The sequence below is a fragment of the Pseudocitrobacter cyperus genome (genome assembly GCF_039889165.1).
GTDB lineage: Bacteria > Pseudomonadota > Gammaproteobacteria > Enterobacterales > Enterobacteriaceae > Pseudocitrobacter > Pseudocitrobacter cyperus.
In genome coordinates this window covers 1-21,888 of the sequence record NZ_JAYMYY010000003.1, presented here as the reverse complement: position 1 = coordinate 21,888, position 21,888 = coordinate 1, and the positions used below count along the sequence as shown (strand labels likewise).

Genomic DNA, 21,888 nt, shown 5'->3' with positions numbered 1-21,888 from the left:
GCTATGCAATTAATTAGCTAAGTGTGTAATCGATCACGAAAAACTGCATAGATATGAAATTGTGATTTTTAACAGGAGAAGTAATCGGTTTTATAAATAGACTTTATTTTGCATTCTTCGATATTGGCTTTTGAACCTGGATTTTTTGAAAGAATAGAAAAATACGCCAACACCGAGTTTCACAGGTGAAACAATAAAAAAAATAACTCTTTAATATCAAAAGGTTTCATTGGTGATACATTTTCACTCTGAAACTATAAAGATAAAATACGAAATATTATTTCGGGCAGAACAGAGGAGATGACTTTTGACGTTTCGGCAGGGGTAAACAGGCTTGATGTTGCTAATTGTAATTTATTTGATTGACCGGATAAATATTGAGGAAATACTTCATCCTGACGATTCAATCCTTCACATCGCGATAAATGAAAACAAAATGTTGCAATAACTGTTAATAAAATCTTGTCTTCTGGGTGATGGATTATCATCAGACAATAGTGCTGCTGCGCATCTGTCGCGCAGCAGCCGTCATCATTTTGACGCTTATTCGCCTTTTTTCGCTGCCTGGATGTAAAGCATTTCCAGCGCCAGAGTCGCTGCGGCGAGCGCAGTAATCTCAGACTGATCGTAAGCCGGAGCCACTTCCACGACATCCATCCCAACAATATTGAGATCTTTCAGGCCGCGTACCAGTTTAATGGCACGGTCAGACGTCAGGCCACCGATCACCGGCGTACCGGTACCCGGCGCGAAGGCGGGATCGAGGCAGTCGATATCGAAGGTCAGATATACCGGCATATCGCCGACTATCTGTTTCACCTGCGCGATGATGTCATCGGCGGTGCGATCGTTCACCTGGCAGGCATCGAGCACGGTGAAACCGTTATCTTTATCGAACTCGGTACGGATCCCGATCTGTACCGAGTGATTCGGGTCAATCAGCCCTTCATTCGGCGCAGTATAGAACATGGTGCCGTGGTCAAATTCGCAGCCGTTAGCGTAGGTGTCGGTGTGGGCGTCAAAGTGCACCAGCGCCATTTTACCGAAGTGTTTCGCGTGAGCGCGCAACAGCGGCAGTGTAACGAAGTGATCGCCGCCGAAAGAGAGCATACGCTTACCGGCAGCCAGCAGTTTTTCCGCATGCGCCTGCAGTTTTTCACTCATTTCGCGGGCATCGCCGAAGGCGTAAACCAGATCGCCGCAGTCGACGACGTTCAGGCGCTCGCGCATGTCGAAGTTCCACGGGAAACGATTGTGTTCCCAGGCAAGGTTGGTGGACACCTGGCGGATCGCCGCCGGGCCATGACGGCCGCCGGCACGACCAGAGGTCGCCATATCAAACGGTACGCCGGTGATCACCCAGTCGGCATCGCTGTCATACGGTTGGAAGTTCAGCGGCAAACGTAAAAAACCAAATGCGTTAGATACCAGGGAGTTATCGTACTGATTTCCTAAGGTACTCATGGGTATGACCTCTTCATAAAGTCGATAAAAAAAATCCCCTCCGCGTCGTTAGGCCCGACGAGGAAGGGATTGATTTGCGTTACAGCTTATTAGGGCGAATTATCGCCGTTATTTTGTACGGGTTCAAGTGAGTGTAGCAAATGTGCGGCCTGATGCCCTCACCCCGGCCCTCTCCCTCAGGGAGAGGGTTAGGGTGAGGGTGTATTACTCGTCTTCGAGATACGTATACCCGTACAGCCCCGCTTCAAACTCTTCCAGGAACTGCTGCTGCAGCGCGTCGTCCAGACCGGTGTTTTTCACCTGGTCGCGGAACTGGGTCAGCAACTTATTCGGGTCAAGCTGAACATATTGCAGCATATCCGCCACCGTATCGCCTTCATCAGACAACTCAACTTCCACGCTGCCGTCAGGGAAGACGAACACGTCAACCGCTTCGGTATCGCCGAACAGGTTGTGCATGTTGCCGAGGATCTCCTGATAGGCGCCAACCATGAAGAAACCAAGCATCGGCGGGTTGTCCACGTCGTACTGCGGCATCGGCATGGTGGTGGCGATCCCGTCGCCGTCGACGTAATGATCAATCGCGCCATCAGAGTCACAGGTGATGTCCAGCAGCACCGCACGGCGCTCTGGTACCTGGTTTAAGCCTTCTAGCGGCATCACAGGGAAGAGCTGATCGATCCCCCACGCATCCGGCATCGACTGGAACAGAGAGAAGTTGACGTAAATCTTATCCGCCATACGCTCCTGCAGTTCGTCAATAATCGGGCGATGCGCGCGGTTGCTCGGGTCGAGCTGTTTTTGCACTTCGTGGCACATGTTCAGATAGAGCTGCTCGGCCCATGCGCGCTCCTGCAGATTAAACGCCCCTGAGGAGTAACCGACGTGGATATCGTGCAAATCCATCTGGCTGTCGTGCAGCCATTCGCGCAGCGAACGGCGCGTGCCAGGTTCGTGCATCTCCTGCCAGGTTTCCCACATGCTTTGCAGCGCGCGCGCGGCATCTGCCGCAGGCGGCGTCGCTTCGGTGTATTCGTTGCGTTCGACACCAATGATGTTAGATACCAGTACGGTGTGGTGCGCCGTCACCGCGCGGCCCGATTCGGTGATCACCGTCGGATGCGGCAGGCCGTTCTCTTCACAGGCATCGCCAATCGCCCAGATGATGTTGTTAGCGTATTCGTTCAACCCGTAGTTAACGGAGCAGTCAGACTGGGAACGCGTTCCTTCGTAGTCCACACCCAGACCGCCGCCAACGTCGAAACACTGAATGTTCACGCCCAGTTTATGTAACTCAACGTAGAAACGTGCCGATTCACGTACACCGGTGGCGATGTCACGGATGTTGGCCATCTGCGAACCCAGGTGGAAGTGCAGCAGTTGCAGGCTGTCGAGGTGCCCGGCTTCGCGCAGGATATCGACCAGTTGCAACACCTGCGTCGCCGCGAGGCCGAATTTCGATTTCTCGCCGCCGGAGGACTGCCATTTACCGGAACCCTGCGACGCCAGACGCGCACGCACGCCAAGGCGCGGCACCACGTTCAGACGTTCGGCTTCTTCCAGCACGATGGCGATTTCCGACATCTTCTCAATCACCAGATAGACCTTGTGGCCCATCTTCTCGCCCACCAGCGCCAGGCGGATGTATTCACGGTCTTTATAGCCGTTACACACAATCACGCTGCGGGTCATGCCCGCGTGGGCCAGCACAGCCATCAGTTCTGCTTTGGAACCCGCCTCCAGCCCCAGCGGTTCGCCGGAGTGGATCAAGGATTCAATGACGCGGCGATGCTGGTTTACCTTGATCGGATAGACCAGGAAATAGTCGCCGTTATAACCATAAGACTCGCGCGCGCGCTTGAACGCGGCGTTGATAGAGCGCAGACGGTGCTGGAGGATCTGCGGGAAGCAGAACAGCGCAGGCAGACGTTGCCCCTGTGCTTCGCGCGCTTTGACCAGTTGCGCCAGGTCAACGCGGGCATCCGGAACGTCCGGGTCAGGGCATACGCTGATATGGCCTAACTCATTGACGTCATAGTAGTTATTGCCCCACCAGGCAATGTTGTATGTGCGTAGCATCTTGCTTGCTTCCTGGGAGCTCATCGCAACCTCCTGCATGGAACGTAGTACACCTTGTTCGCCCGCTGACGAAGGCAAACCCATAGACATGTCGTCAGACATAGCGAACCTCAATAATTTGTATCTAGTGTAAAACAGTTAACTACTATCGCAGCGTAATGATGCGATAACAACCCATATACAGCCTGATTTCCCAGCGCGTTATGCTGGTGCATCGACTGTGCGACCGGTTTCTTGTTCATATCATTGTAAAACACGCAACCGAACTTAAAGCGGATGTTCGGAGAAACCACGAGAAATCTCTTGCCGCGGCAAGAGCGCCCTTGTTCAGTCCCGATAAGCCTGGCCGGCCCTGGAGTCCTGAGAAGCGCCGAAATGGGTAAAATATCGGCAGGTATACAAAGCAGAGATACTGAGAACGGAAGTCGGATGCACACCAGGACGGTGTGACGGATTTTGCGCAATACAACGGTTCATTATTTGATATCACCCCCACGCCAGCCCCGCAGAGCCTGGCCAAAAAGCTAAAGTATTAGCCCGGCTGGAAGTGGTGTCACAAAGCGAACTTTGTGCACTTTTTGGTATGAGCCGCGCGCCGCGTTTTATACCGGGAAGGCGGGTAAAATGCAAAATAAAAATGCGTGGTTTGCCAGCAATGTCAGGAAAAATTTCCACCTCACGTTGCGCAAGAATGCGAGCCAAATCAAAAAACGCTGGAAATCGGCTTAAGAAGTAACCTAGAATAGACGTCCAGAAGTTAATCCGTCTATACTGATTTCTTGTGTGCCGACCTGCTGCCCGTTTTAGCGCTCATCGCACAGCGCGGGGCATCGCCACAAGAAGCTTATCGAAACTCTATTTTTTCCAGGGTGAAGAAATTATGGCAAAACACCTATTTACGTCCGAGTCTGTATCCGAAGGGCATCCTGACAAAATTGCGGACCAAATCTCCGACGCCGTGCTTGACGCAATCCTCGAGCAGGATCCGAAAGCGCGCGTAGCCTGCGAAACTTACGTAAAAACAGGCATGGTTTTGGTTGGCGGTGAAATCACCACCAGCGCATGGGTTGATATCGAAGAGATCACCCGTAACACCGTTCGCGAAATTGGCTATGTGCATTCGGATATGGGCTTTGACGCCAATTCCTGTGCCGTCCTGAGCGCCATTGGTAAACAGTCTCCGGATATCAACCAGGGCGTTGACCGTTCCGATCCGCTGGAACAGGGCGCGGGCGACCAGGGGCTGATGTTTGGTTACGCAACCAACGAAACCGATGTGCTGATGCCAGCGCCAATCACCTATGCGCACCGTCTGGTGCAGCGTCAGGCTGAAGTGCGTAAGAATGGCACCCTGTCATGGCTGCGCCCGGATGCGAAAAGCCAGGTCACTTTCCAGTATGACGATGGCAAAATTGTCGGCATTGATGCCGTGGTTCTGTCAACTCAACACGCTGAAAGCATCGACCAGAAATCTCTGCAGGAAGCGGTGATGGAAGAGATCATCAAGCCGGTTCTGCCGACTGAATGGTTAAATGCATCGACCAAATTCTTCATCAACCCAACCGGTCGTTTCGTGATCGGCGGCCCAATGGGCGACTGCGGCCTGACCGGACGTAAAATCATCGTTGATACCTACGGCGGCATGGCTCGTCACGGCGGCGGTGCGTTCTCCGGTAAAGATCCATCAAAAGTTGACCGTTCCGCAGCCTATGCGGCACGTTATGTCGCGAAAAACATCGTTGCTGCGGGCCTGGCTGACCGCTGTGAAATTCAGGTGTCCTACGCTATCGGCGTGGCTGAGCCGACGTCTATCATGGTGGAAACCTTCGGTACCGAGAAAGTGCCTTCTGAACAACTGACCCTGCTGGTGCGCGAGTTCTTCGACCTGCGTCCTTACGGCCTGATTCAGATGCTCGATCTGCTGCACCCGATCTACAAAGAGACGGCAGCGTATGGTCACTTTGGTCGCGAACATTTCCCGTGGGAAAAAACCGACAAAGCGGCGCTGCTGCGTGATGCTGCCGGCCTGAAATAATCGCCCCACTGATTTACCTGAAGGCCAGCCTCGCGCTGGCCTTTTTTATGGTTTACGCTCTCCTCCCCCTATAGTGTGAAAGCGATTACATGGCACGAATCACGCCAATGAATACAATCGTTTCACTTGTTACAAAGCAAATGCTCTGTTGTTACATTTATTTTTCAGGTCATTCCTAAGCAGATTTTCTCCCTTTCTGATTTCACAAGTAACCTTTTGATTAATATAATTTTTAATGTATATGCATGATGAATCTTAGTGTAAGCGATTACACTCCTGTGATTGCAATCACATATTTTTACGACAGACTCACTTACCCTTAACATCGACAAAGCTGATAATCCAACTGGAGGGCATAATGCCTGACAATAAAAAACAAGGGCGTTCAAACAAGACAATGACCTTTTTTGTCTGTTTTCTGGCAGCCCTGGCCGGACTCCTTTTCGGTCTTGATATCGGCGTAATTGCCGGTGCCCTACCCTTTATTACCGATGAGTTTCAGATTTCTCCACACACCCAGGAGTGGGTGGTCAGTTCCATGATGTTCGGTGCCGCGATTGGTGCGGTCGGTAGTGGCTGGCTCTCCTTCCGCCTCGGGCGTAAGAAAAGCCTGATGATTGGCGCCATCCTGTTTGTGCTCGGTTCGCTCTTCTCCGCCGCCGCGCCAAACCCGGAAGTGCTGATTATCTCCCGCGTCCTGCTGGGCCTGGCTGTGGGTGTCGCTTCCTATACGGCACCGCTGTATCTCTCTGAAATCGCGCCGGAAAAAATTCGCGGCAGTATGATTTCCATGTACCAGTTGATGATTACCATCGGTATTCTCGGCGCGTACCTGTCTGATACCGCCTTCAGCTACTCTGGCGCATGGCGCTGGATGCTGGGCGTAATTATCATCCCGGCGATTTTGCTGCTGATTGGCGTCTTCTTCCTGCCGGACAGCCCACGCTGGTTCGCGGCCAAACGTCGCTTCCACGATGCGGAACGCGTCCTGCTTCGTCTGCGTGATACCAGCGCGGAAGCGAAACGCGAGCTGGATGAAATCCGTGAAAGCCTGCAGGTTAAACAGAGTGGTTGGGCGCTGTTCAAAGAGAACAGCAACTTCCGCCGCGCAGTATTCCTGGGCGTACTGTTACAGGTGATGCAGCAGTTCACCGGCATGAACGTCATCATGTACTACGCACCGAAAATCTTTGAACTGGCGGGTTATACCAACACCCACGAACAGATGTGGGGGACGGTGATTGTCGGCCTGACTAACGTGCTGGCCACCTTCATCGCCATTGGCCTGGTTGACCGCTGGGGCCGTAAACCAACCCTGACGCTGGGCTTCCTGGTAATGGCTGTGGGCATGGGCGTACTGGGTACGATGATGCACGTCGGTATTCATTCGCCATCTGCGCAGTACTTCGCAATCGCTATGCTGCTGATGTTTATCGTTGGCTTCGCCATGAGCGCCGGCCCGCTGATTTGGGTACTGTGTTCTGAAATCCAGCCGCTGAAAGGCCGCGACTTTGGTATCACCTGTTCCACCGCGACCAACTGGATTGCCAATATGATCGTCGGCGCAACGTTCCTGACCATGCTCAACTCTCTGGGCAACGCCAATACCTTCTGGGTATACGCCGGTCTGAACCTGCTGTTTATCCTCCTGACTATCTGGCTGGTTCCGGAAACCAAACATGTGTCACTGGAACATATTGAACGTAACCTGATGAAAGGTCGCAAGCTGCGCGAAATCGGCGCTCACGACTAATCCGGCAGAAAGCTTCCTCCTGTATCGGGAGGAAGCTTCCTCTTGCACTCTCCCCGCATCCCGCTCTATCCTCTGCCCCATGAAAAGCCCCCGAATCCCTATCGCCCTTCAGCAAAGCGTGATGCGTTGCCTGCGGGAAAATCTGGCCAAAGCGAACCTTGCGCTTAACCGCAGCTACCCTGAACCGAAGCTGGTTTATCAGCAGCGCGGCACATCAGCGGGCACCGCGTGGTTGCAGGAGTATGAAATTCGCCTCAACCCGGTGCTGCTTGCGGAAAACCAGCAGGCGTTTATTGATGAAGTGGTGCCGCACGAACTTGCACACCTGCTGGTGTGGAAGCACTTTGGCCGTGTCGCGCCGCACGGCAAGGAGTGGAAGTGGATGATGGAAGCCGTACTTGGCGTCCCGGCGCGTCGCACCCATCAGTTTGAACTGAGTTCCATACGCACAAAAACCTTTCCCTATCGCTGTCGCTGTCAGCAGCATCAGTTGACAATACGCCGCCATAATCGCGTAGTACGCGGTGAAGCCACCTATCGCTGCGTCCACTGCGGCGAACCGTTGGTTGCAGAAGTGTAACTGATGGAATTTTCGGGAAGTTTTCTGATCTGACTGATTGCATCTCAGCTTCGCTTTCGCTACGTTGCGGGCTCGTTTTGAGACGGAGTTCGTGATGTTCCCAAAAGTAGCATTCGCAGTCGTGTTTTTAACGGCGGCACTCTCAGGCCAGGCACTGGCCGAAGGTATTAAAAGTTTTTCCCAGGCAAAAACCGCCGGGGTAAAGGTTAACAACGATGTGCCCGGTGATTTCTACTGCGGCTGTAAAATTGAATGGCAGGGAAAAAAAGGGGTGATTGACCTCGAATCCTGCGGCTATAAAGTACGTAAAAATGAAAACCGCGCCAGCCGCGTTGAATGGGAACATGTGATGCCCGCCTGGCAGTTCGGCCACCAGCGCCAGTGCTGGCAGGATGGCGGGCGGAAAAACTGCGCGAAAGATCCCGTTTATCGCAAAATTGAAAGCGACATGCATAACCTGCAACCGGCTGTCGGCGAAGTAAACGGCGATCGCGGCAACTTTATGTACAGCCAGTGGAACGGTGGCGAAGGCCAGTACGGCCAGTGCGCCATGAAGGTTGATTTCAAAGGAAAAGTGGCCGAACCGCCAGAACGTTCACGCGGGGCGATTGCTCGTACCTACTTCTATATGCGCGATACGTATCAAATCAACCTTTCCCGCCAGCAGACGCAGCTCTTTAACGCGTGGAATAAAATGTACCCGGTCAGTGCGTGGGAGTGTGAGCGCGACCAACGTATCGCCAAAATTCAGGGCAACCATAACCCCTATGTGTTGCAGGCTTGCCAGGCGCAAAAGAGCTAACCTACACTAGCGTCTAATTGTTTAATTTTCTGCCGGACATTTCCCCCTCACCCTGGCCCTCTCCCTCAGGGCGAGGGAACGGGCAGTGCCTGGTACCTAAGCTATTAATGGAACGTAACATCATGCGCATTCCCCGTATTTATCATCCTGAACGCATCACGCCAGGAACAGAAGTCGCCCTTGATAGCGACGCGGCAAACCATGTTGGCCGCGTATTGCGCATGGGCCCGGGCCAGGCGATTCAGCTATTCGACGGCAGTAACCAGGTCTTTGACGCTGAAATTACGCAGGCCGATAAAAAAAATGTGCGCGTGAAGATAGTCAGTGGTGAAGTCGATAATCGCGAATCACCGATTCACATCCACCTGGGTCAGGTAATGTCACGCGGCGATAAAATGGAATTTACCATCCAGAAATCGATAGAACTCGGTGTAAGCCTCATAACGCCACTGTTTTCTGAGCGCTGCGGCGTTAAACTGGATGCCGAGCGTTTGAACAAGAAAATCCAACAGTGGCAAAAAATCGCTATTGCCGCCTGTGAACAGTGTGGCCGCAACACCATTCCGGAAATTCGCCCGGCGATGAGTCTGGAACAGTGGTGCGCCGAAGAAGATAGCGGACTGAAGCTGAACCTGCATCCGCGCGCCAGCGCCAGCATTAATACGCTGCCGCTACCGGTGGAGCGAGTCCGTTTGCTGATTGGCCCGGAAGGCGGTTTGTCGGCCGATGAAATTGCCATGACCGCCCGCTACCAGTTTACTGATATCCTGTTGGGACCTCGCGTTCTGCGTACTGAGACTACCGCGCTCACCGCCATCACCGCACTGCAGGTGCGCTTTGGCGATCTGGGCTAATACCGGCTTCCAGGAGAACTAGAATGATTAAGCTCGGCATCGTGATGGATCCCATCGCAAACATCAATATCAAAAAAGACACCAGCTTCGCGATGTTGCTGGAGGCACAGCGCCGGGGCTATGAACTCCACTATATGGAGATGAATGACCTATACCTGACCAACGGCGAATCCCGCGCACGCACGCGCCTGGTGAACGTTGAGCAGAACTATGAGAAATGGTACGAGTTCGGCACTGAACAGGACATCGCCCTGGCCGATCTCGATGTGATCCTGATGCGTAAGGATCCGCCGTTTGATACCGAATTTATCTACGCGACTTACATTCTGGAGCGCGCAGAAGAGAAAGGCACGCTTATCGTCAACAAACCGCAGAGCCTGCGCGACTGTAACGAAAAGCTCTTTACTGCCTGGTTCTCTGAGCTGACACCGGAAACCCTGGTCACGCGTAATAAAGCGCAGTTGAAAGCCTTCTGGCAGAAACACAGCGACATCATCATGAAACCGCTGGACGGTATGGGCGGCGCGTCGATTTTCCGCGTGAAAGAAGGCGACCCGAACATTGGCGTTATCGCCGAAACCCTGACCGAACTGGGTAGCCGCTACTGCATGGCGCAAACCTATCTGCCGGCGATCAAAGACGGTGATAAGCGCGTGCTGGTTGTCGATGGTGAACCGGTACCGTACTGCCTGGCGCGTATTCCACAGGGCGGCGAAACCCGTGGCAACCTGGCCGCCGGTGGCCGCGGCGAGCCGCGCCCGCTGAGCGAAAGCGACTGGGAAATCGCCCGTAAAGTGGGCCCGACGCTGAAAGAGAAAGGTCTGATTTTTGTCGGCCTGGATATCATCGGCGATCGCCTGACCGAGATTAACGTCACCAGCCCAACCTGCGTGCGTGAAATCGAAGCGGAGTTCCCGATTTCCATCACCGGGATGCTGATGGACGCCATCGAGAAGCGTTTGGGCAAATAACTTACGCGGCGGGAGGGAACCCGCCACGATCGGGCAGGCTTTACTTGTCTTTATAGGCCTGCCTGGTGACAGCGCGGCGCTTTCCCCGCATACTGGACGCTGCTGCTTTTTGAACCAGGACAGAACTTCTGACAATGAATTTACAGCATCACTTTCTTATTGCCATGCCGGCTCTTCAGGATCCCATCTTCCGTCGTTCCGTTGTGTACATCTGCGAATACAATGATGATGGCGCTATGGGTATCATCATCAATAAGCCGCTGGAAAACCTTCAAATTGAGGGGATTCTGGAGAAGCTGAAGATCACTCCCGATCCTCGCGATCCCGCTATTCGTCTCGATAAACCGGTGATGCTAGGCGGCCCGCTGGCGGAAGATCGTGGGTTTATCCTGCATACGCCTCCGGCGTCGTTTTCCTCCAGTATCCGTATTTCGGACAATACTATCGTCACCACGTCCCGCGACGTCCTGGAAACTCTGGGCACGGCCGCGCAACCGACAGAAGTGTTAGTCGCGCTGGGCTATGCTTCCTGGGAGAAGGGGCAACTGGAGCAGGAGATCCTCGATAACGCCTGGCTTACAGCCCCCGCCGATCTCAACATTCTGTTTAAAACCCCGATTGCAGACCGCTGGCGCGATGCGGCAAAACTTATCGGTATCGATATTCACACCATGCCCGGTGTGGCAGGTCACGCCTAATGAGCGGAACCTTTCTCGCCTTCGATTTTGGCACCCGCAGTATTGGCGTGGCAGTGGGGCAGCGCATTACCGGTACCGCGCGTCCGCTCAATGCCCTGAAAGCGCAAAACGGTACGCCAGACTGGAACGCCGTCGAAAAGCTGCTTAAAGAGTGGCAACCCGAGTCGGTAATTGTCGGCCTGCCGCTGAATATGGATGGTACAGAACAACCCCTCACCGCCAGAGCACGTAACTTTGCTAACAAAATTCACGGTCGTTTCGGCGTGGCAATTACGCTGCATGATGAGCGTCTGAGCACCGTTGAGGCGCGAGCCGGTTTATTTGAGCATGGCGGGTTTCGCGCACTGGATAAAGGCAGCGTGGATTCCGCGTCGGCGGTGGTGATTCTGGAGAGCTATTTCGAGCAGGGCTATGGTCAGTAAGGCAGTAGCCATACTGCTTAATAAAGCAAACAGGAAAGCCGGATGGCGCTAGCGCTTATCCGGCCTACAACGTTTCCAGACTGATACTTAGTGACGTAAATTCTCATTCGCCCAGCTTACTGCCTGGGTTCTGTTTTTAACGCTTAACTTACGGAAAACATTGTATAAGTGTGTGCGAACGGTGTTTTCGCTGATAAACAATGCGCGAGCAATATCCATATTGGTCGCACCATGACGTAATTCATTCAGAATTTCGCATTCACGTTCAGTCAGCGGAATATTGTCTGATGATTCAGTTGGTTGCTCAACTGCATACATGGCCGGATGCATTACGCTCAATTCAGCAGTCTGTTCACCGTTCAGTACGGCTTTGACACCCTCAATTAAGCGCGATTCATCATCATCATGACGGAACACACCGTACAGCGCTGGCCACTGCGCCATTTCGTATAATTCATACTTCTGTGCGCTATTAATAATAAGCAAACGCGGAGAATCAAACTGTGAGCGAATAATATCGCGCCAGATACCGTTCAGTTTTTTGTTCGATACCGCGATATCAAACAGCACCACGGTGCCTTTGCTAAGGCGCTGCACCAGCGGTTTGTTGATATTGTGTACATCGACAGAAACTGAAAGTAAATCAGAAAGATAACCAGCGAATGCGTTGGCCTGAACTGACGGGTGGGTGATTAACAGGATTTTGCGGGATTTAGATACACTCTCTGATACATCAAGCATTTGAAACTCTCCTTAGTATTTTGCCACCATCATGGTGTTTTAATAAATCAAAGCAATCTTAATTATCATGCATAATAATAATCAAAATCGTATGAAGTGAAACATTATTTCATAAGAATAATCCTAATTCCATAATCAGGATAGAACGAACCGCGGCAGGAGTCAAAAGAATATCAACCTTTTTTTCTATGTCTACACAACATAATGTTATGCATCCGCATAAAAATCCATCATCGGTATTACTTAGGAATAATGAACCAGGTGTTATATGTTTCTCTGATGATAGTAATTATGGGGAATAATAACGAAACGACGGGTTCACAAATAAAACATTATTACAACAGAATAACGACCAGGTGCTACATCAAAAATATATTGAAACAATCTTTCTGATGCAGTTATCCAAAAAACTCTACCTTCATCACAGTAATAATATTTATCTATTAGAAACAGAATTAATAAGCGGAAGAAAAACTTCCGCTTACTTATAGCTTACCCTTCACTACCCATTGTTGGTAGCTTTGAGTAAAAGTTTGCATGCCCGCCTGCTGTCCAGTTTGCATGACACCGGGGAGCTGGTGCGTTTTCCCTTCGCGGATCAGATTCCCCACCGCCGGTGTGTTCACCAGCAATTCAAAGAGCGCGACCCGCCCACCTTGTTTATCCGCCAGCAGCTTCTGCGCCACAACGGCACACAGGCTGCTGGCCAGTTGGCTGCGCACGGGCTCTTTTTCCTGCGCCGGAAAAACATCGATCAAACGCTCAATCGCCTGCGCCGCCCCCCGCGTATGCAATGTCGCCAGCACCAGATGCCCTGTTTCAGCAGCGGTCAACGCCAGACGGATCGTCTCGCTATCGCGCAGTTCACCCAACAGGATGATATCGGGATCCTGACGCAGCGCACCGCGCAATGCCTCCGCAAATGAAGAGGCATGCAGCCCCATTTCCCGTTGCTGAATGAGGCAGCGTTTGCTGGTGTGGACAAACTCAACCGGATCTTCCAGCGTCAGAATATGCCCGTCCAGCGCATTGTTCAGATGATCGACCATTGCCGCAAGCGTGGTCGACTTACCGCTGCCGGTTGCGCCTGTAACCAGAATCAGCCCGCCCTCTTCACGCAGCAACTCCGGCAGCGCAGCAGGCACACTCAACTCAGTGAGCGTTGGGCAGCGCGTTGGTAACAAACGCAATGCCAGAGAAACACCCCGCGCGTGACGAAAGGCACTGGCGCGCAGACGCGGCCCCTCCCGCGGCTCAATAGCAAAATCGATCTGTCCCTGGGCCAACCAGCGGGCTTGTTGCGGTTCGCTCAACCACCCCGTCAGCAGAGTCTGGGGATCCGGCGATAAAAAAGGCGCCACTTCAAGCAAACCTCGCCGCCGCCATCGCGCCATTGCCCCACTACACAGGTGTAGATCCGACACATTATGCTTTACACTAAGCGCCACGATTTCTTGTATTTCCATAAGACCCACCAGCAAATATGAACGATATAGCGCATAACCTGGCACAGGTCCGGGACAAAATCTCAGCCGCTGCATCACGATGCGGCCGGCTTTCAGAAGAAGTTACTCTGCTTGCAGTCAGCAAAACAAAACCTGCGAGCGCCGTCGAAGAAGCGATGGCTGCCGGGCAGCGGGCATTCGGTGAAAACTATGTTCAGGAAGGGGTGGAAAAAATTCGCTTCTTTCAGGATAAAGGCGTGACGGATCTGCAATGGCACTTTATCGGCCCGTTGCAGTCCAACAAAAGTCGCCTGGTGGCAGAGCATTTCGACTGGTGCCATACGATCGACCGGCTGAAAATCGCTGCACGGCTGAGCGAACAGCGGCCTGCCCACCTGCCGCCGCTTAACGTGCTGATTCAGGTCAACATTAGCGATGAGCAGAGTAAATCAGGAATCCAACCCGAGGCGATTGATGCACTGGCGGCGGAAGTGTCTACTCTTCCCAACCTCTGCCTGCGCGGATTAATGGCCATCCCTGCGCCGGAGACCGGGTACGATAAGCAGTTTGCCGTCGCCCGGCAAATGGCTGTAGCATTCACGCGGCTGAAAACGCACTATCCAACGGTCGATACGCTCTCGCTGGGGATGTCGGACGATATGGAAGCCGCCATCGCGGCAGGTAGCACTATGGTACGCATCGGCACCGCGATTTTTGGTGCGCGTGATTACACAAAAAATAAGGAACTCTGAGGAACGCCATGAAGACGTTGACCTTCCTGCTCTCTACAGTGATTGAACTGTACACAATGGTGCTACTGCTGCGCGTCTGGATGCAGTGGGCGCGCTGTGATTTTTACAACCCGTTCTCCCAGTTTGTGGTGAAAGTGACCCAGCCTATCGTGGGGCCGCTGCGCCGCATCATCCCGGCGATGGGGCCGCTCGACAGTTCCTCGCTGCTGGTTGCCTTTATTCTGAGCGTTATCAAGGCGATTACCCTGTTTATGGTCATCACCTTCCAGCCGATAATCTGGATTGCGGCGGTGCTGATCCTGCTGAAAACCACCGGTCTGCTTATCTTCTGGGTACTGCTGCTGATGGCGATTATGAGCTGGGTAAGCCAGGGCCGTAGCCCGGTTGAATTTGTGCTGATGCAGCTCGCTGACCCGCTGCTGCGCCCGATTCGTAAGCTGCTGCCTTCAATGGGCGGTATCGACTTCTCGCCGATGATTCTGGTGCTGCTGCTTTATGTTCTCAACATGGGCATCGCCGAAGTGTTACAGGCAACGGGCAACATGCTGCTGCCGGGGCTGTGGATGGCGCTATGAGTGCCGTAACATCCTGCGACGACGGGCTGGTGCTGCGGCTGTATATTCAGCCGAAGGCCAGCCGTGACAGCATTGTGGGTGAACATGGCGACGAATTAAAAGTCGCCATAACCGCCCCGCCGGTCGATGGGCAGGCCAATGCCCATCTGGTGAAATTCCTCGCTAAACAGTTTAAGGTAGCCAAAAGCCAGGTCGTTATTGAGAAAGGCGAACTGGGCCGCCATAAACGGGTTAAAATCATTCATCCGCAGCAAATTCCAGCGGGCGTCGACGCCCTGATAAATTAGGATATCCCATGCAAAAAGTTGTCCTCGCTACCGGTAATGCCGGTAAAGTGCGCGAGCTCGCCTCGTTGCTCGGCGATTTTGGTCTTGATATCGTCGCGCAGACCGACCTTGGCGTCGATTCTGCCGAAGAGACCGGTTTGACCTTTATCGAGAACGCGATCCTTAAAGCGCGCCATGCGTCACAGATAACCGGACTGCCCGCGATTGCCGATGATTCCGGGCTGGCGGTGGATTATCTTGGCGGTGCGCCGGGTATCTATTCCGCACGTTATTCCGGTGAAGGCGCGACCGACGAGCGTAACCTGCAAAAGCTGCTGGAAACGCTGAAAGATGTACCGGACGACCAGCGTCAGGCGCAGTTCCACTGTGTACTGGTTTACCTGCGTCATGCGGAAGACCCAACACCGCTGGTGTGCCATGGTCGCTGGCCAGGCGTCATCACCCACGCGCCTGCGGGTAGCGGCGGCTTCGGCTATGACCCTATTTTCTTTGTCCCCTCTGTTGGGAAAACCGCCGCAGAACTGACGCGTGAAGAGAAGATAGCCATCTCGCACCGTGGTCAGGCGCTGAAACAGTTACTGGAAGCGTTACGTAATGGCTAATTTGCCGCCTCTGAGCCTTTATATTCACATCCCGTGGTGCGTGCAGAAATGCCCGTACTGCGACTTCAACTCGCACGCGCTGAAAGGCGAGGTGCCGCACGATGACTACGTTCAGCATCTGCTGAGTGATTTAGATGCTGACGTGGCTTACGCGCAGGGACGTGAAGTAAAGACCATTTTCATCGGTGGCGGTACGCCGAGCCTGCTTTCCGGCCCGGCGATGCAAACGTTGCTGGATGGCGTGCGTGCGCGTCTAACTCTGGCGGCGGATGCGGAAATCACCATGGAAGCGAACCCCGGCACGGTGGAGGCGGATCGCTTCGTCGATTACCAGCGCGCGGGCGTGAACCGTATCTCCATTGGTGTGCAGAGCTTTAGCGAAACCAAGTTAAAACGTCTTGGGCGCATTCACGGCCCGGAAGAAGCCAAACGCGCGGCGAATCTGGCAACGGGGTTAGGCCTTCGCAGCTTCAACCTTGACCTGATGCACGGCCTGCCGGATCAATCGCTGGCGGAAGCGCTGGACGATTTACGTCAGGCGATTGCGCTTAATCCCCCACATCTTTCCTGGTATCAGCTCACGATTGAACCGAACACCCTGTTTGGCTCCCGCCCGCCGGTACTTCCCGACGACGATGCGCTGTGGGATATCTTCGAGCAGGGCGATAAGCTGCTGACGGCAGCAGGTTATCAGCAGTATGAAACCTCGGCCTATGCAAAACCGGGCTATCAGTGCCAGCACAACCTCAACTACTGGCGCTTTGGCGACTACCTCGGTATTGGCTGCGGCGCACACGGCAAAGTCACCTTCCCTGACGGGCGCATTCTGCGTACCGCCAAAACGCGCCATCCGCGCGGGTATATGGAAGGGCGCTACCTGGAACGCCAGCACGATGTCGAAGCAGCCGATAAACCGTTTGAGTTCTTTATGAACCGCTTCCGCCTGCTGGAACCCGCCCCGCGCGCGGAGTTTAGCCGCTATACGGGGCTCAGTGAGCAAGCAATTCGCCCGCAAATTGACGAAGCGCTGGCGCAGGGGTATCTCACCGAATGCGCGGAATACTGGCAAATTACCGAGCACGGTAAGTTATTTTTAAATTCATTGCTTGAATTATTCCTCAGCGAATAACCGTTACTCACCCCGCCAGAGAAAAACTTGCGGGGTTATTTTTAAATATCCCCTCATATTCATTCACGCCATAAATTCCATCATCAAATAAATATTATTCGAGAATACCAAAAATACATTCACGGCCAGAAAATTAAAAAATGTGAGAATGCTAGCGTAAAGTTGTGTGACAACTATGGTAATGTATCACACAGAAATCCGGAATATTTCTATAGCTATAGACAATTACTATGATTATGCATGGAGCTTATTAATGAAACCTTTATTCTTTACCAGAACATTACTGTGCGCCTCTCTGTTAACACTGTTTTCAGTCGGTGCCTCTGCAGCAGAAAAAGTCACCCTGAAGCTTGCTCATAATCTTGAGCGTAGCCACGTCGTGCATCAGGCATTTGAAGAGCTGGCAAAAGAGGTTAAGCAACTCTCCGATGGTAAAATGACCATCCGTATCTATCCGAGTAGCCAAATGGGTAGTGCGCGAGAAACGCTGGAGTTATTGCAAAACGGGGCGCTGGATATGACCAAAGGTTCCGCCAGCGACCTGGAATCCTTTGATAATATTTATTCCATTTATAATTTACCGTTCTTATTTAAAGATCAGGCGCACTTTAATAAAGTGGTGTTTGGCGAAGTCGGTAAAGAAATTATGGAATCCACAAAAGATAAAGGTTTCTTTGCGCTTTCCGCCTACGTTGCCGGAACTCGCAGCTTTTATGCAAAAAAACCGATTACTAAACCGGAAGATTTAAAAGGGTTAAAAGTTCGCGTTCAGGCAAGCCCGACGACGATTAAAATGATTGAGTTAATGGGCGGCTCTCCTACGCCGATTTCGTTTGGTGAAGTTTATACCGCCATGCAGCAAGGCGTCGTCGACGGTGCGGAAAATAACGTGCCTTCATGGGTACAAACGCGTCATATCGAAATCGCTAAGGTCTTCTCCGAAGATGAACATGCTTCCATCCCCGATTTCCTGGTTATCTCCACCAAAACCTGGGACAAGCTGACACCGGAACAGCAACAGATCCTTATAAAAGCGGCAAAAGCCTCTGAGACCTATCAGCAGAAACTGTGGGATAAAATTGATACCGACACCCGCGCTCAGGCGAAAGCAATGGGTGCTGAGATAGTCAAAGTGGATAAAGCCCCGTTCCGCGCTGCCGTCCAGCCGCTGTTTGATGATTTCAAAAAAGATCCGAAACAGGCTGCGCTGCTGACGAAATTCGAAGCCGCCGCAGAATAACCTCTGTGCGGGTCAGCCTCTGGCCCGCATTCTTCAGGACAATCCAAAAATGATATTTACCCGCATTAAACAGGCGGTGGATCGCGTGATCGCGGCATTCTCCGTCGCGGTGATGATCGCACTGGTCATCTGCGTTGTCTGGCAGGTTTTCAGCCGTTATGTCTTAAACCAGCCGAGTACGCTTACCGACGAACTGGCTCGCTTTTTGATGATCTGGGTGGGCTTACTTGGCGCCGCCTACACCGTTGGCGCTCAGCGTCATCTGGCAATCGATCTGCTGGCAATGACGCTTAAACCGCAAAAACAGCGCGTGTTGAGCATTCTTATCAACCTGCTGATTTTTATTTTCTCCGGCGCGGTCATTGTTTCCGGTGGTGTAAAGCTAATTGAGAAAACACTGGCAACCTCTCAGGTATCCGCTGCCATGCAAATCCCGATGGGCTATGTCTACCTGATCCTGCCACTCTCGGGGATTATTATGATGTTTTACGCATTGTGCTTTATCGTCAATGGGTTAGGCGGTTTCAGACATAAACAGGAGGGAGCAAACTGATGGAAAGTTATATTGCTTTAACACTGTTTGGCGCGTTCTTCGTGCTGGTTTTCATGGGTGTGCCTATCTCATTTGCCATCGGTATTGCCACCGTCAGCTCAATGCTGCTGATGTTTCCCTGGGATATCGCCGTCATCACCGTTTCGCAGCGTTTGGCCAATGGGCTGGATAACTTTGCCCTGCTGGCAATACCGTTTTTTATTTTTGCGGGTACGCTGATGAACAGCGGTGGGATCGCGATACGGTTGATTAACCTCGCGCAGGTAATGGTGGGCCGCGTTCCGGGTTCATTAGGTCATGTGAACGTACTTGCCAATATGATGTTTGGCTCCATTTCCGGTTCAGCCGTTGCCGCTGCTGCTGCCGTGGGCGGTACGTTACATCCCATTCAGACGAAGAAAGGCTACGATCCGGCATTTTCGACCGCGGTAAACGTTTCATCGTGCATCACCGGGCTGCTGATTCCGCCTTCCAACGTGCTGATTGTCTTCTCTCTGACCGCAGGCGGCGTCTCGGTTGCATCGCTGTTTATGGCGGGCTATCTGCCAGGCATCCTGATGGGCCTGTCGATTATGCTGGTTTGCGCGATTATCGCCAAACGCCGCGGTTATCCGGTTTCTGAACGTCCAACCGTCGCCCAGGCGGCAAAAGCGTTTACTGATGCGCTGCCCAGCCTGCTGCTGGTGATTATTGTGATGGGCGGCATTCTGGGGGGGATTTTCACCGCTACGGAAGCCTCAGCAATCGCGGTGGTTTATACCTTTATCCTTTCGGTGCTTATCTATCGCGAAGTGAAGTGGCGTGATTTGCCAAAGCTGATTCTGGAGTCCGTGGTCACCACCTCCATTGTCCTGCTGCTGATTGGCTTTTCTGTCGGGATGTCGTGGGCAATGACCAACGCGGATATTCCGTACATGATAAGCGACGCGCTGATGGGCATTTCTGAAAACCCGCTGATTATTCTGCTGCTGATCAACATCGTGCTGCTGGTCGTCGGCATCTTTATGGATATGACGCCAGCGGTACTGATCTTCACGCCGATCTTCCTGCCCATCGCGCAGGATCTGGGGATGGATCCGGTTCATTTCGGCATTATGATGGTCGCCAACCTGTGCATCGGCCTGCTGACGCCGCCAGTCGGTAGTGCGCTGTTTGTCGGCTGTTCCATCTCCGGCGTGAAAATCCAGCAGTTGATTAAACCGCTACTGCCCTTCTATGCTGCGCTGCTGGCTGCCCTGATGATGATCGCTTACATCCCGCAGATTTCGCTATTTATTCCACAGCTTCTTGGGCTGATGTAACGTTTATTGCCGGGTGGCATCAGCTTGCCCGGCAATGCCCGATTACTTAAATACGCCTTTGCGGCGCATCTCTGCAACCCCTTCCTGCCAGAGCTTCGCATCGCGCTCTAATTCATAGTTTCCCGACTCCAGTACCACCATCTGACCACGCAGCGCTTCGCGTTTTTTCCATAGTGGTTTAACTTTTTCCTCAAGGACTGCGATCTCGGCTTTCACCTTCGCACTGATCGCATCATGCTGACGCGTGTACTCTTTTTTCTGTTCTTCATGCGCTTTATCACGGGCGGCATTTATCGGCGCGGTATCGCAATTCCCTTTCTTCTGACAGGCGACCAGGGCGGGTTCATACACGTTGATGTAATACTGATTGATAAACTTATTCATATCATTTTTGCGGTCAACGGCATATATCTCGGCATTTTTCGCCCGCAACACCTCGTCACGGCCAAGCGGCTTGCCATCGGCATCTCTTCCCCATGAATTTTTGATCTGTTCGTCCAGCTCCTTCACCTGTTTACTCAGCGCTTCATACTGCTTCTTCTGCTTGTCCACGGTCGTTTTGCTATTCGCAAATTGCGCATCAAGCCTCGCGAACTGCGTCATAAAGCCGCTATCGTTGACGATCAATGACTTGCTTAAATCCTCAGTATTACTGAACGGCCTGCCTATGCTCCTTGCCGCCACTTGCATGGAGTAAAACTCGGTACGCCAGCTTGAGGCCTTTGTGCCTACCGCTGTCATCATCGCTGAAAATTTTACCGGGTTGTCTTTGATCCAGGTTCTTTCGTAAAAGATATACTCCCCTGCCGCCCCGACGACAGCATAAAGATTATCAGTCGCGGCAATGTCCCCTTCTATCGTATAAGTGGCCTGATTACCCACCTTCTCAATCGGTTGCAGCGTAATATTTCCCATACGCAACAGGCCGTCAGACTGTTTTTCAAACTGTTGTTTTATAACGTCATCGGTCGGGGTGTTGTCATCAGCAAGTGCATAAGCAGAGCAGCAGCACAACAGGAGTGCCGCCGATTTCCAGGCGAGTTTCATCGGTTAAATCCTTTTAGTGAGTCAGGCCCTCATCATACGAAACTCACCCAGGAAGGAAGGATAAACAGAATCTGAAAGTACTCTGGAAGGCGGGTTCCAGTTTTGATTACGAGAACTGACGACGGTGGAGCGCAGTGGCAACATGAGCGAATGGAGAAACGACGGGAATATGCAAAGACGCTGCGGCGCCAGCAAACGAAGGAAGAATTGCGGCTATGGTATTTGTTGAGGGGGCGACGGTTTTCCCGCTACAAATTTAGACGTCAGCACGTGGTTGGCAACTACATACTTGATTTTGCCTGCTGTGAGGCAAGGCTGGCAATTGAACTCGATGGAGGACAACATCTACAGCAAGAAGCATATGATCAACAAAGAACGGAATGGCTGGCATTGAAAGGATGGATCGTTTTACGTTTCTGGAATAATGAGCTTAATCATGACGAAGAGGCAGTATTGAGAAATATATTCGATATCCTGCAAACGCTTTTACCCTCACCCCGGCCCTCTCCCTAAAAGGGCGAGGGAGAAAGTCAAAACCGCACCGTCTATCCCCTCGCT

Annotated in this window: 24 protein-coding genes; 17 read left to right on the top strand and 7 right to left on the bottom strand. The window is 52.5% G+C overall.

Going from position 1 to position 21,888, the window contains the following annotated elements; all coding sequences use genetic code 11:
- Positions 1 to 543: 543 nt before the first annotated feature.
- The 4 genes from speB to VSR74_RS23315 all read right to left on the bottom strand — a co-directional run bounded on the left by speB (position 544) and on the right by VSR74_RS23315 (position 4,020).
- Positions 544 to 1,464 carry an agmatinase gene (speB, locus tag VSR74_RS11705; protein WP_015963077.1) on the bottom strand — a complete coding sequence of 307 codons (921 nt, stop codon included), beginning with the start codon at positions 1,462 to 1,464 and terminating at the stop codon, positions 544 to 546.
- Positions 1,465 to 1,668: 204 nt separating this feature from the next.
- Positions 1,669 to 3,645 carry a biosynthetic arginine decarboxylase gene (speA, locus tag VSR74_RS11700; protein WP_347794897.1) on the bottom strand — a complete coding sequence of 659 codons (1,977 nt, stop codon included), beginning with the start codon at positions 3,643 to 3,645 and terminating at the stop codon, positions 1,669 to 1,671.
- An 8-nt stretch (positions 3,646 to 3,653) separates the two neighbouring features.
- The gene (gene yqgB / locus VSR74_RS11695; RefSeq protein ID WP_347795239.1) at positions 3,654 to 3,785 is read right to left on the bottom strand and encodes an acid stress response protein YqgB; all 132 of its coding nucleotides are present in this window, start codon (positions 3,783 to 3,785) and stop codon (positions 3,654 to 3,656) included.
- A gap of 85 nt (positions 3,786 to 3,870) precedes the next feature.
- Positions 3,871 to 4,020 (bottom strand): hypothetical protein, encoded by a 150-nt coding sequence (locus tag VSR74_RS23315; RefSeq protein ID WP_459349923.1) that lies wholly within the window; start codon positions 4,018 to 4,020, stop codon positions 3,871 to 3,873.
- Between the two features lie 403 nt (positions 4,021 to 4,423).
- Here VSR74_RS23315 and metK point away from each other — a divergent pair, with 403 nt between their 5' ends.
- The 8 genes from metK to ruvX all read left to right on the top strand — a co-directional run bounded on the left by metK (position 4,424) and on the right by ruvX (position 11,658).
- Positions 4,424 to 5,578: a methionine adenosyltransferase gene (metK, locus tag VSR74_RS11690; protein ID WP_276223804.1), complete on the top strand. Its 1,155-nt coding sequence runs from the start codon at positions 4,424 to 4,426 to the stop codon at positions 5,576 to 5,578.
- A gap of 358 nt (positions 5,579 to 5,936) precedes the next feature.
- Entirely contained in the window at positions 5,937 to 7,331 is a 1,395-nt protein-coding gene (gene galP / locus VSR74_RS11685; protein WP_347794896.1) for a galactose/proton symporter, read from the top strand.
- 79 nt (positions 7,332 to 7,410) lie between these two features.
- A complete protein-coding gene (locus tag VSR74_RS11680; protein WP_347794895.1) occupies positions 7,411 to 7,911 on the top strand; it encodes a SprT family zinc-dependent metalloprotease in 501 nt (166 codons plus the stop codon).
- Between the two features lie 94 nt (positions 7,912 to 8,005).
- Positions 8,006 to 8,713 carry a deoxyribonuclease I gene (gene endA / locus VSR74_RS11675; protein WP_347794894.1) on the top strand — a complete coding sequence of 236 codons (708 nt, stop codon included), beginning with the start codon at positions 8,006 to 8,008 and terminating at the stop codon, positions 8,711 to 8,713.
- A gap of 122 nt (positions 8,714 to 8,835) precedes the next feature.
- Entirely contained in the window at positions 8,836 to 9,567 is a 732-nt protein-coding gene (rsmE, locus tag VSR74_RS11670) for a 16S rRNA (uracil(1498)-N(3))-methyltransferase (protein ID WP_347795238.1), read from the top strand.
- A 23-nt stretch (positions 9,568 to 9,590) separates the two neighbouring features.
- The gene (gshB, locus tag VSR74_RS11665; RefSeq protein WP_347794893.1) at positions 9,591 to 10,538 is read left to right on the top strand and encodes a glutathione synthase; all 948 of its coding nucleotides are present in this window, start codon (positions 9,591 to 9,593) and stop codon (positions 10,536 to 10,538) included.
- A 134-nt stretch (positions 10,539 to 10,672) separates the two neighbouring features.
- Positions 10,673 to 11,236 (top strand): YqgE/AlgH family protein, encoded by a 564-nt coding sequence (locus VSR74_RS11660; protein WP_347794892.1) that lies wholly within the window; start codon positions 10,673 to 10,675, stop codon positions 11,234 to 11,236.
- A complete protein-coding gene (ruvX, locus tag VSR74_RS11655; RefSeq protein WP_347794891.1) occupies positions 11,236 to 11,658 on the top strand; it encodes a Holliday junction resolvase RuvX in 423 nt (140 codons plus the stop codon). Before VSR74_RS11660 ends, ruvX begins: the two co-directional genes overlap by 1 nt.
- An 87-nt stretch (positions 11,659 to 11,745) precedes the next feature.
- Here the strand turns inward: ruvX and VSR74_RS11650 are convergent, their stop codons facing one another.
- Both VSR74_RS11650 and VSR74_RS11645 read right to left on the bottom strand, forming a co-directional pair.
- Positions 11,746 to 12,399, bottom strand: a complete 654-nt coding sequence (locus tag VSR74_RS11650; RefSeq protein WP_347794890.1) for a LuxR C-terminal-related transcriptional regulator — start codon at positions 12,397 to 12,399, stop codon at positions 11,746 to 11,748.
- Positions 12,400 to 12,884: 485 nt separating this feature from the next.
- Positions 12,885 to 13,865, bottom strand: a complete 981-nt coding sequence (locus tag VSR74_RS11645) for a type IV pilus twitching motility protein PilT (protein WP_347794889.1) — start codon at positions 13,863 to 13,865, stop codon at positions 12,885 to 12,887.
- A gap of 17 nt (positions 13,866 to 13,882) precedes the next feature.
- Between VSR74_RS11645 and VSR74_RS11640 the strand changes: the two genes are divergently transcribed.
- From VSR74_RS11640 to VSR74_RS11605, 8 genes are all read left to right on the top strand, one after another.
- The gene (locus VSR74_RS11640) at positions 13,883 to 14,596 is read left to right on the top strand and encodes a YggS family pyridoxal phosphate-dependent enzyme (RefSeq protein WP_347794888.1); all 714 of its coding nucleotides are present in this window, start codon (positions 13,883 to 13,885) and stop codon (positions 14,594 to 14,596) included.
- 8 nt (positions 14,597 to 14,604) lie between these two features.
- Entirely contained in the window at positions 14,605 to 15,171 is a 567-nt protein-coding gene (locus VSR74_RS11635) for a YggT family protein (protein WP_347794887.1), read from the top strand.
- The gene (gene yggU / locus VSR74_RS11630) at positions 15,168 to 15,458 is read left to right on the top strand and encodes a DUF167 family protein YggU (RefSeq protein ID WP_347794886.1); all 291 of its coding nucleotides are present in this window, start codon (positions 15,168 to 15,170) and stop codon (positions 15,456 to 15,458) included. Before VSR74_RS11635 ends, yggU begins: the two co-directional genes overlap by 4 nt.
- A gap of 8 nt (positions 15,459 to 15,466) precedes the next feature.
- Positions 15,467 to 16,060, top strand: coding sequence for an XTP/dITP diphosphatase (locus VSR74_RS11625; protein ID WP_347794885.1), 594 nt, complete (start codon positions 15,467 to 15,469; stop codon positions 16,058 to 16,060).
- Complete coding sequence (hemW, locus tag VSR74_RS11620) at positions 16,053 to 17,189, top strand: radical SAM family heme chaperone HemW (protein WP_347794884.1); 1,137 nt, start codon at positions 16,053 to 16,055, stop codon at positions 17,187 to 17,189. Before VSR74_RS11625 ends, hemW begins: the two co-directional genes overlap by 8 nt.
- 253 nt (positions 17,190 to 17,442) lie before the next feature.
- Positions 17,443 to 18,429: a TRAP transporter substrate-binding protein gene (locus tag VSR74_RS11615; protein WP_347794883.1), complete on the top strand. Its 987-nt coding sequence runs from the start codon at positions 17,443 to 17,445 to the stop codon at positions 18,427 to 18,429.
- Positions 18,430 to 18,478: 49 nt separating this feature from the next.
- Complete coding sequence (locus tag VSR74_RS11610; RefSeq protein WP_347794882.1) at positions 18,479 to 18,982, top strand: TRAP transporter small permease; 504 nt, start codon at positions 18,479 to 18,481, stop codon at positions 18,980 to 18,982.
- Positions 18,982 to 20,283 (top strand): TRAP transporter large permease, encoded by a 1,302-nt coding sequence (locus VSR74_RS11605; protein ID WP_347794881.1) that lies wholly within the window; start codon positions 18,982 to 18,984, stop codon positions 20,281 to 20,283. The genes VSR74_RS11610 and VSR74_RS11605 overlap by 1 nt, the downstream gene beginning before the upstream one ends.
- Before the next feature lie 42 nt (positions 20,284 to 20,325).
- Here the strand turns inward: VSR74_RS11605 and VSR74_RS11600 are convergent, their stop codons facing one another.
- Positions 20,326 to 21,330, bottom strand: a complete 1,005-nt coding sequence (locus VSR74_RS11600; protein ID WP_347794880.1) for a DUF1202 family protein — start codon at positions 21,328 to 21,330, stop codon at positions 20,326 to 20,328.
- Positions 21,331 to 21,480: 150 nt separating this feature from the next.
- On the opposite strand from VSR74_RS11600, the gene VSR74_RS11595 reads away from it, so the two are divergent.
- Positions 21,481 to 21,843, top strand: a complete 363-nt coding sequence (locus VSR74_RS11595) for an endonuclease domain-containing protein (RefSeq protein WP_347794879.1) — start codon at positions 21,481 to 21,483, stop codon at positions 21,841 to 21,843.
- Positions 21,844 to 21,888 lie beyond the last annotated feature (45 nt).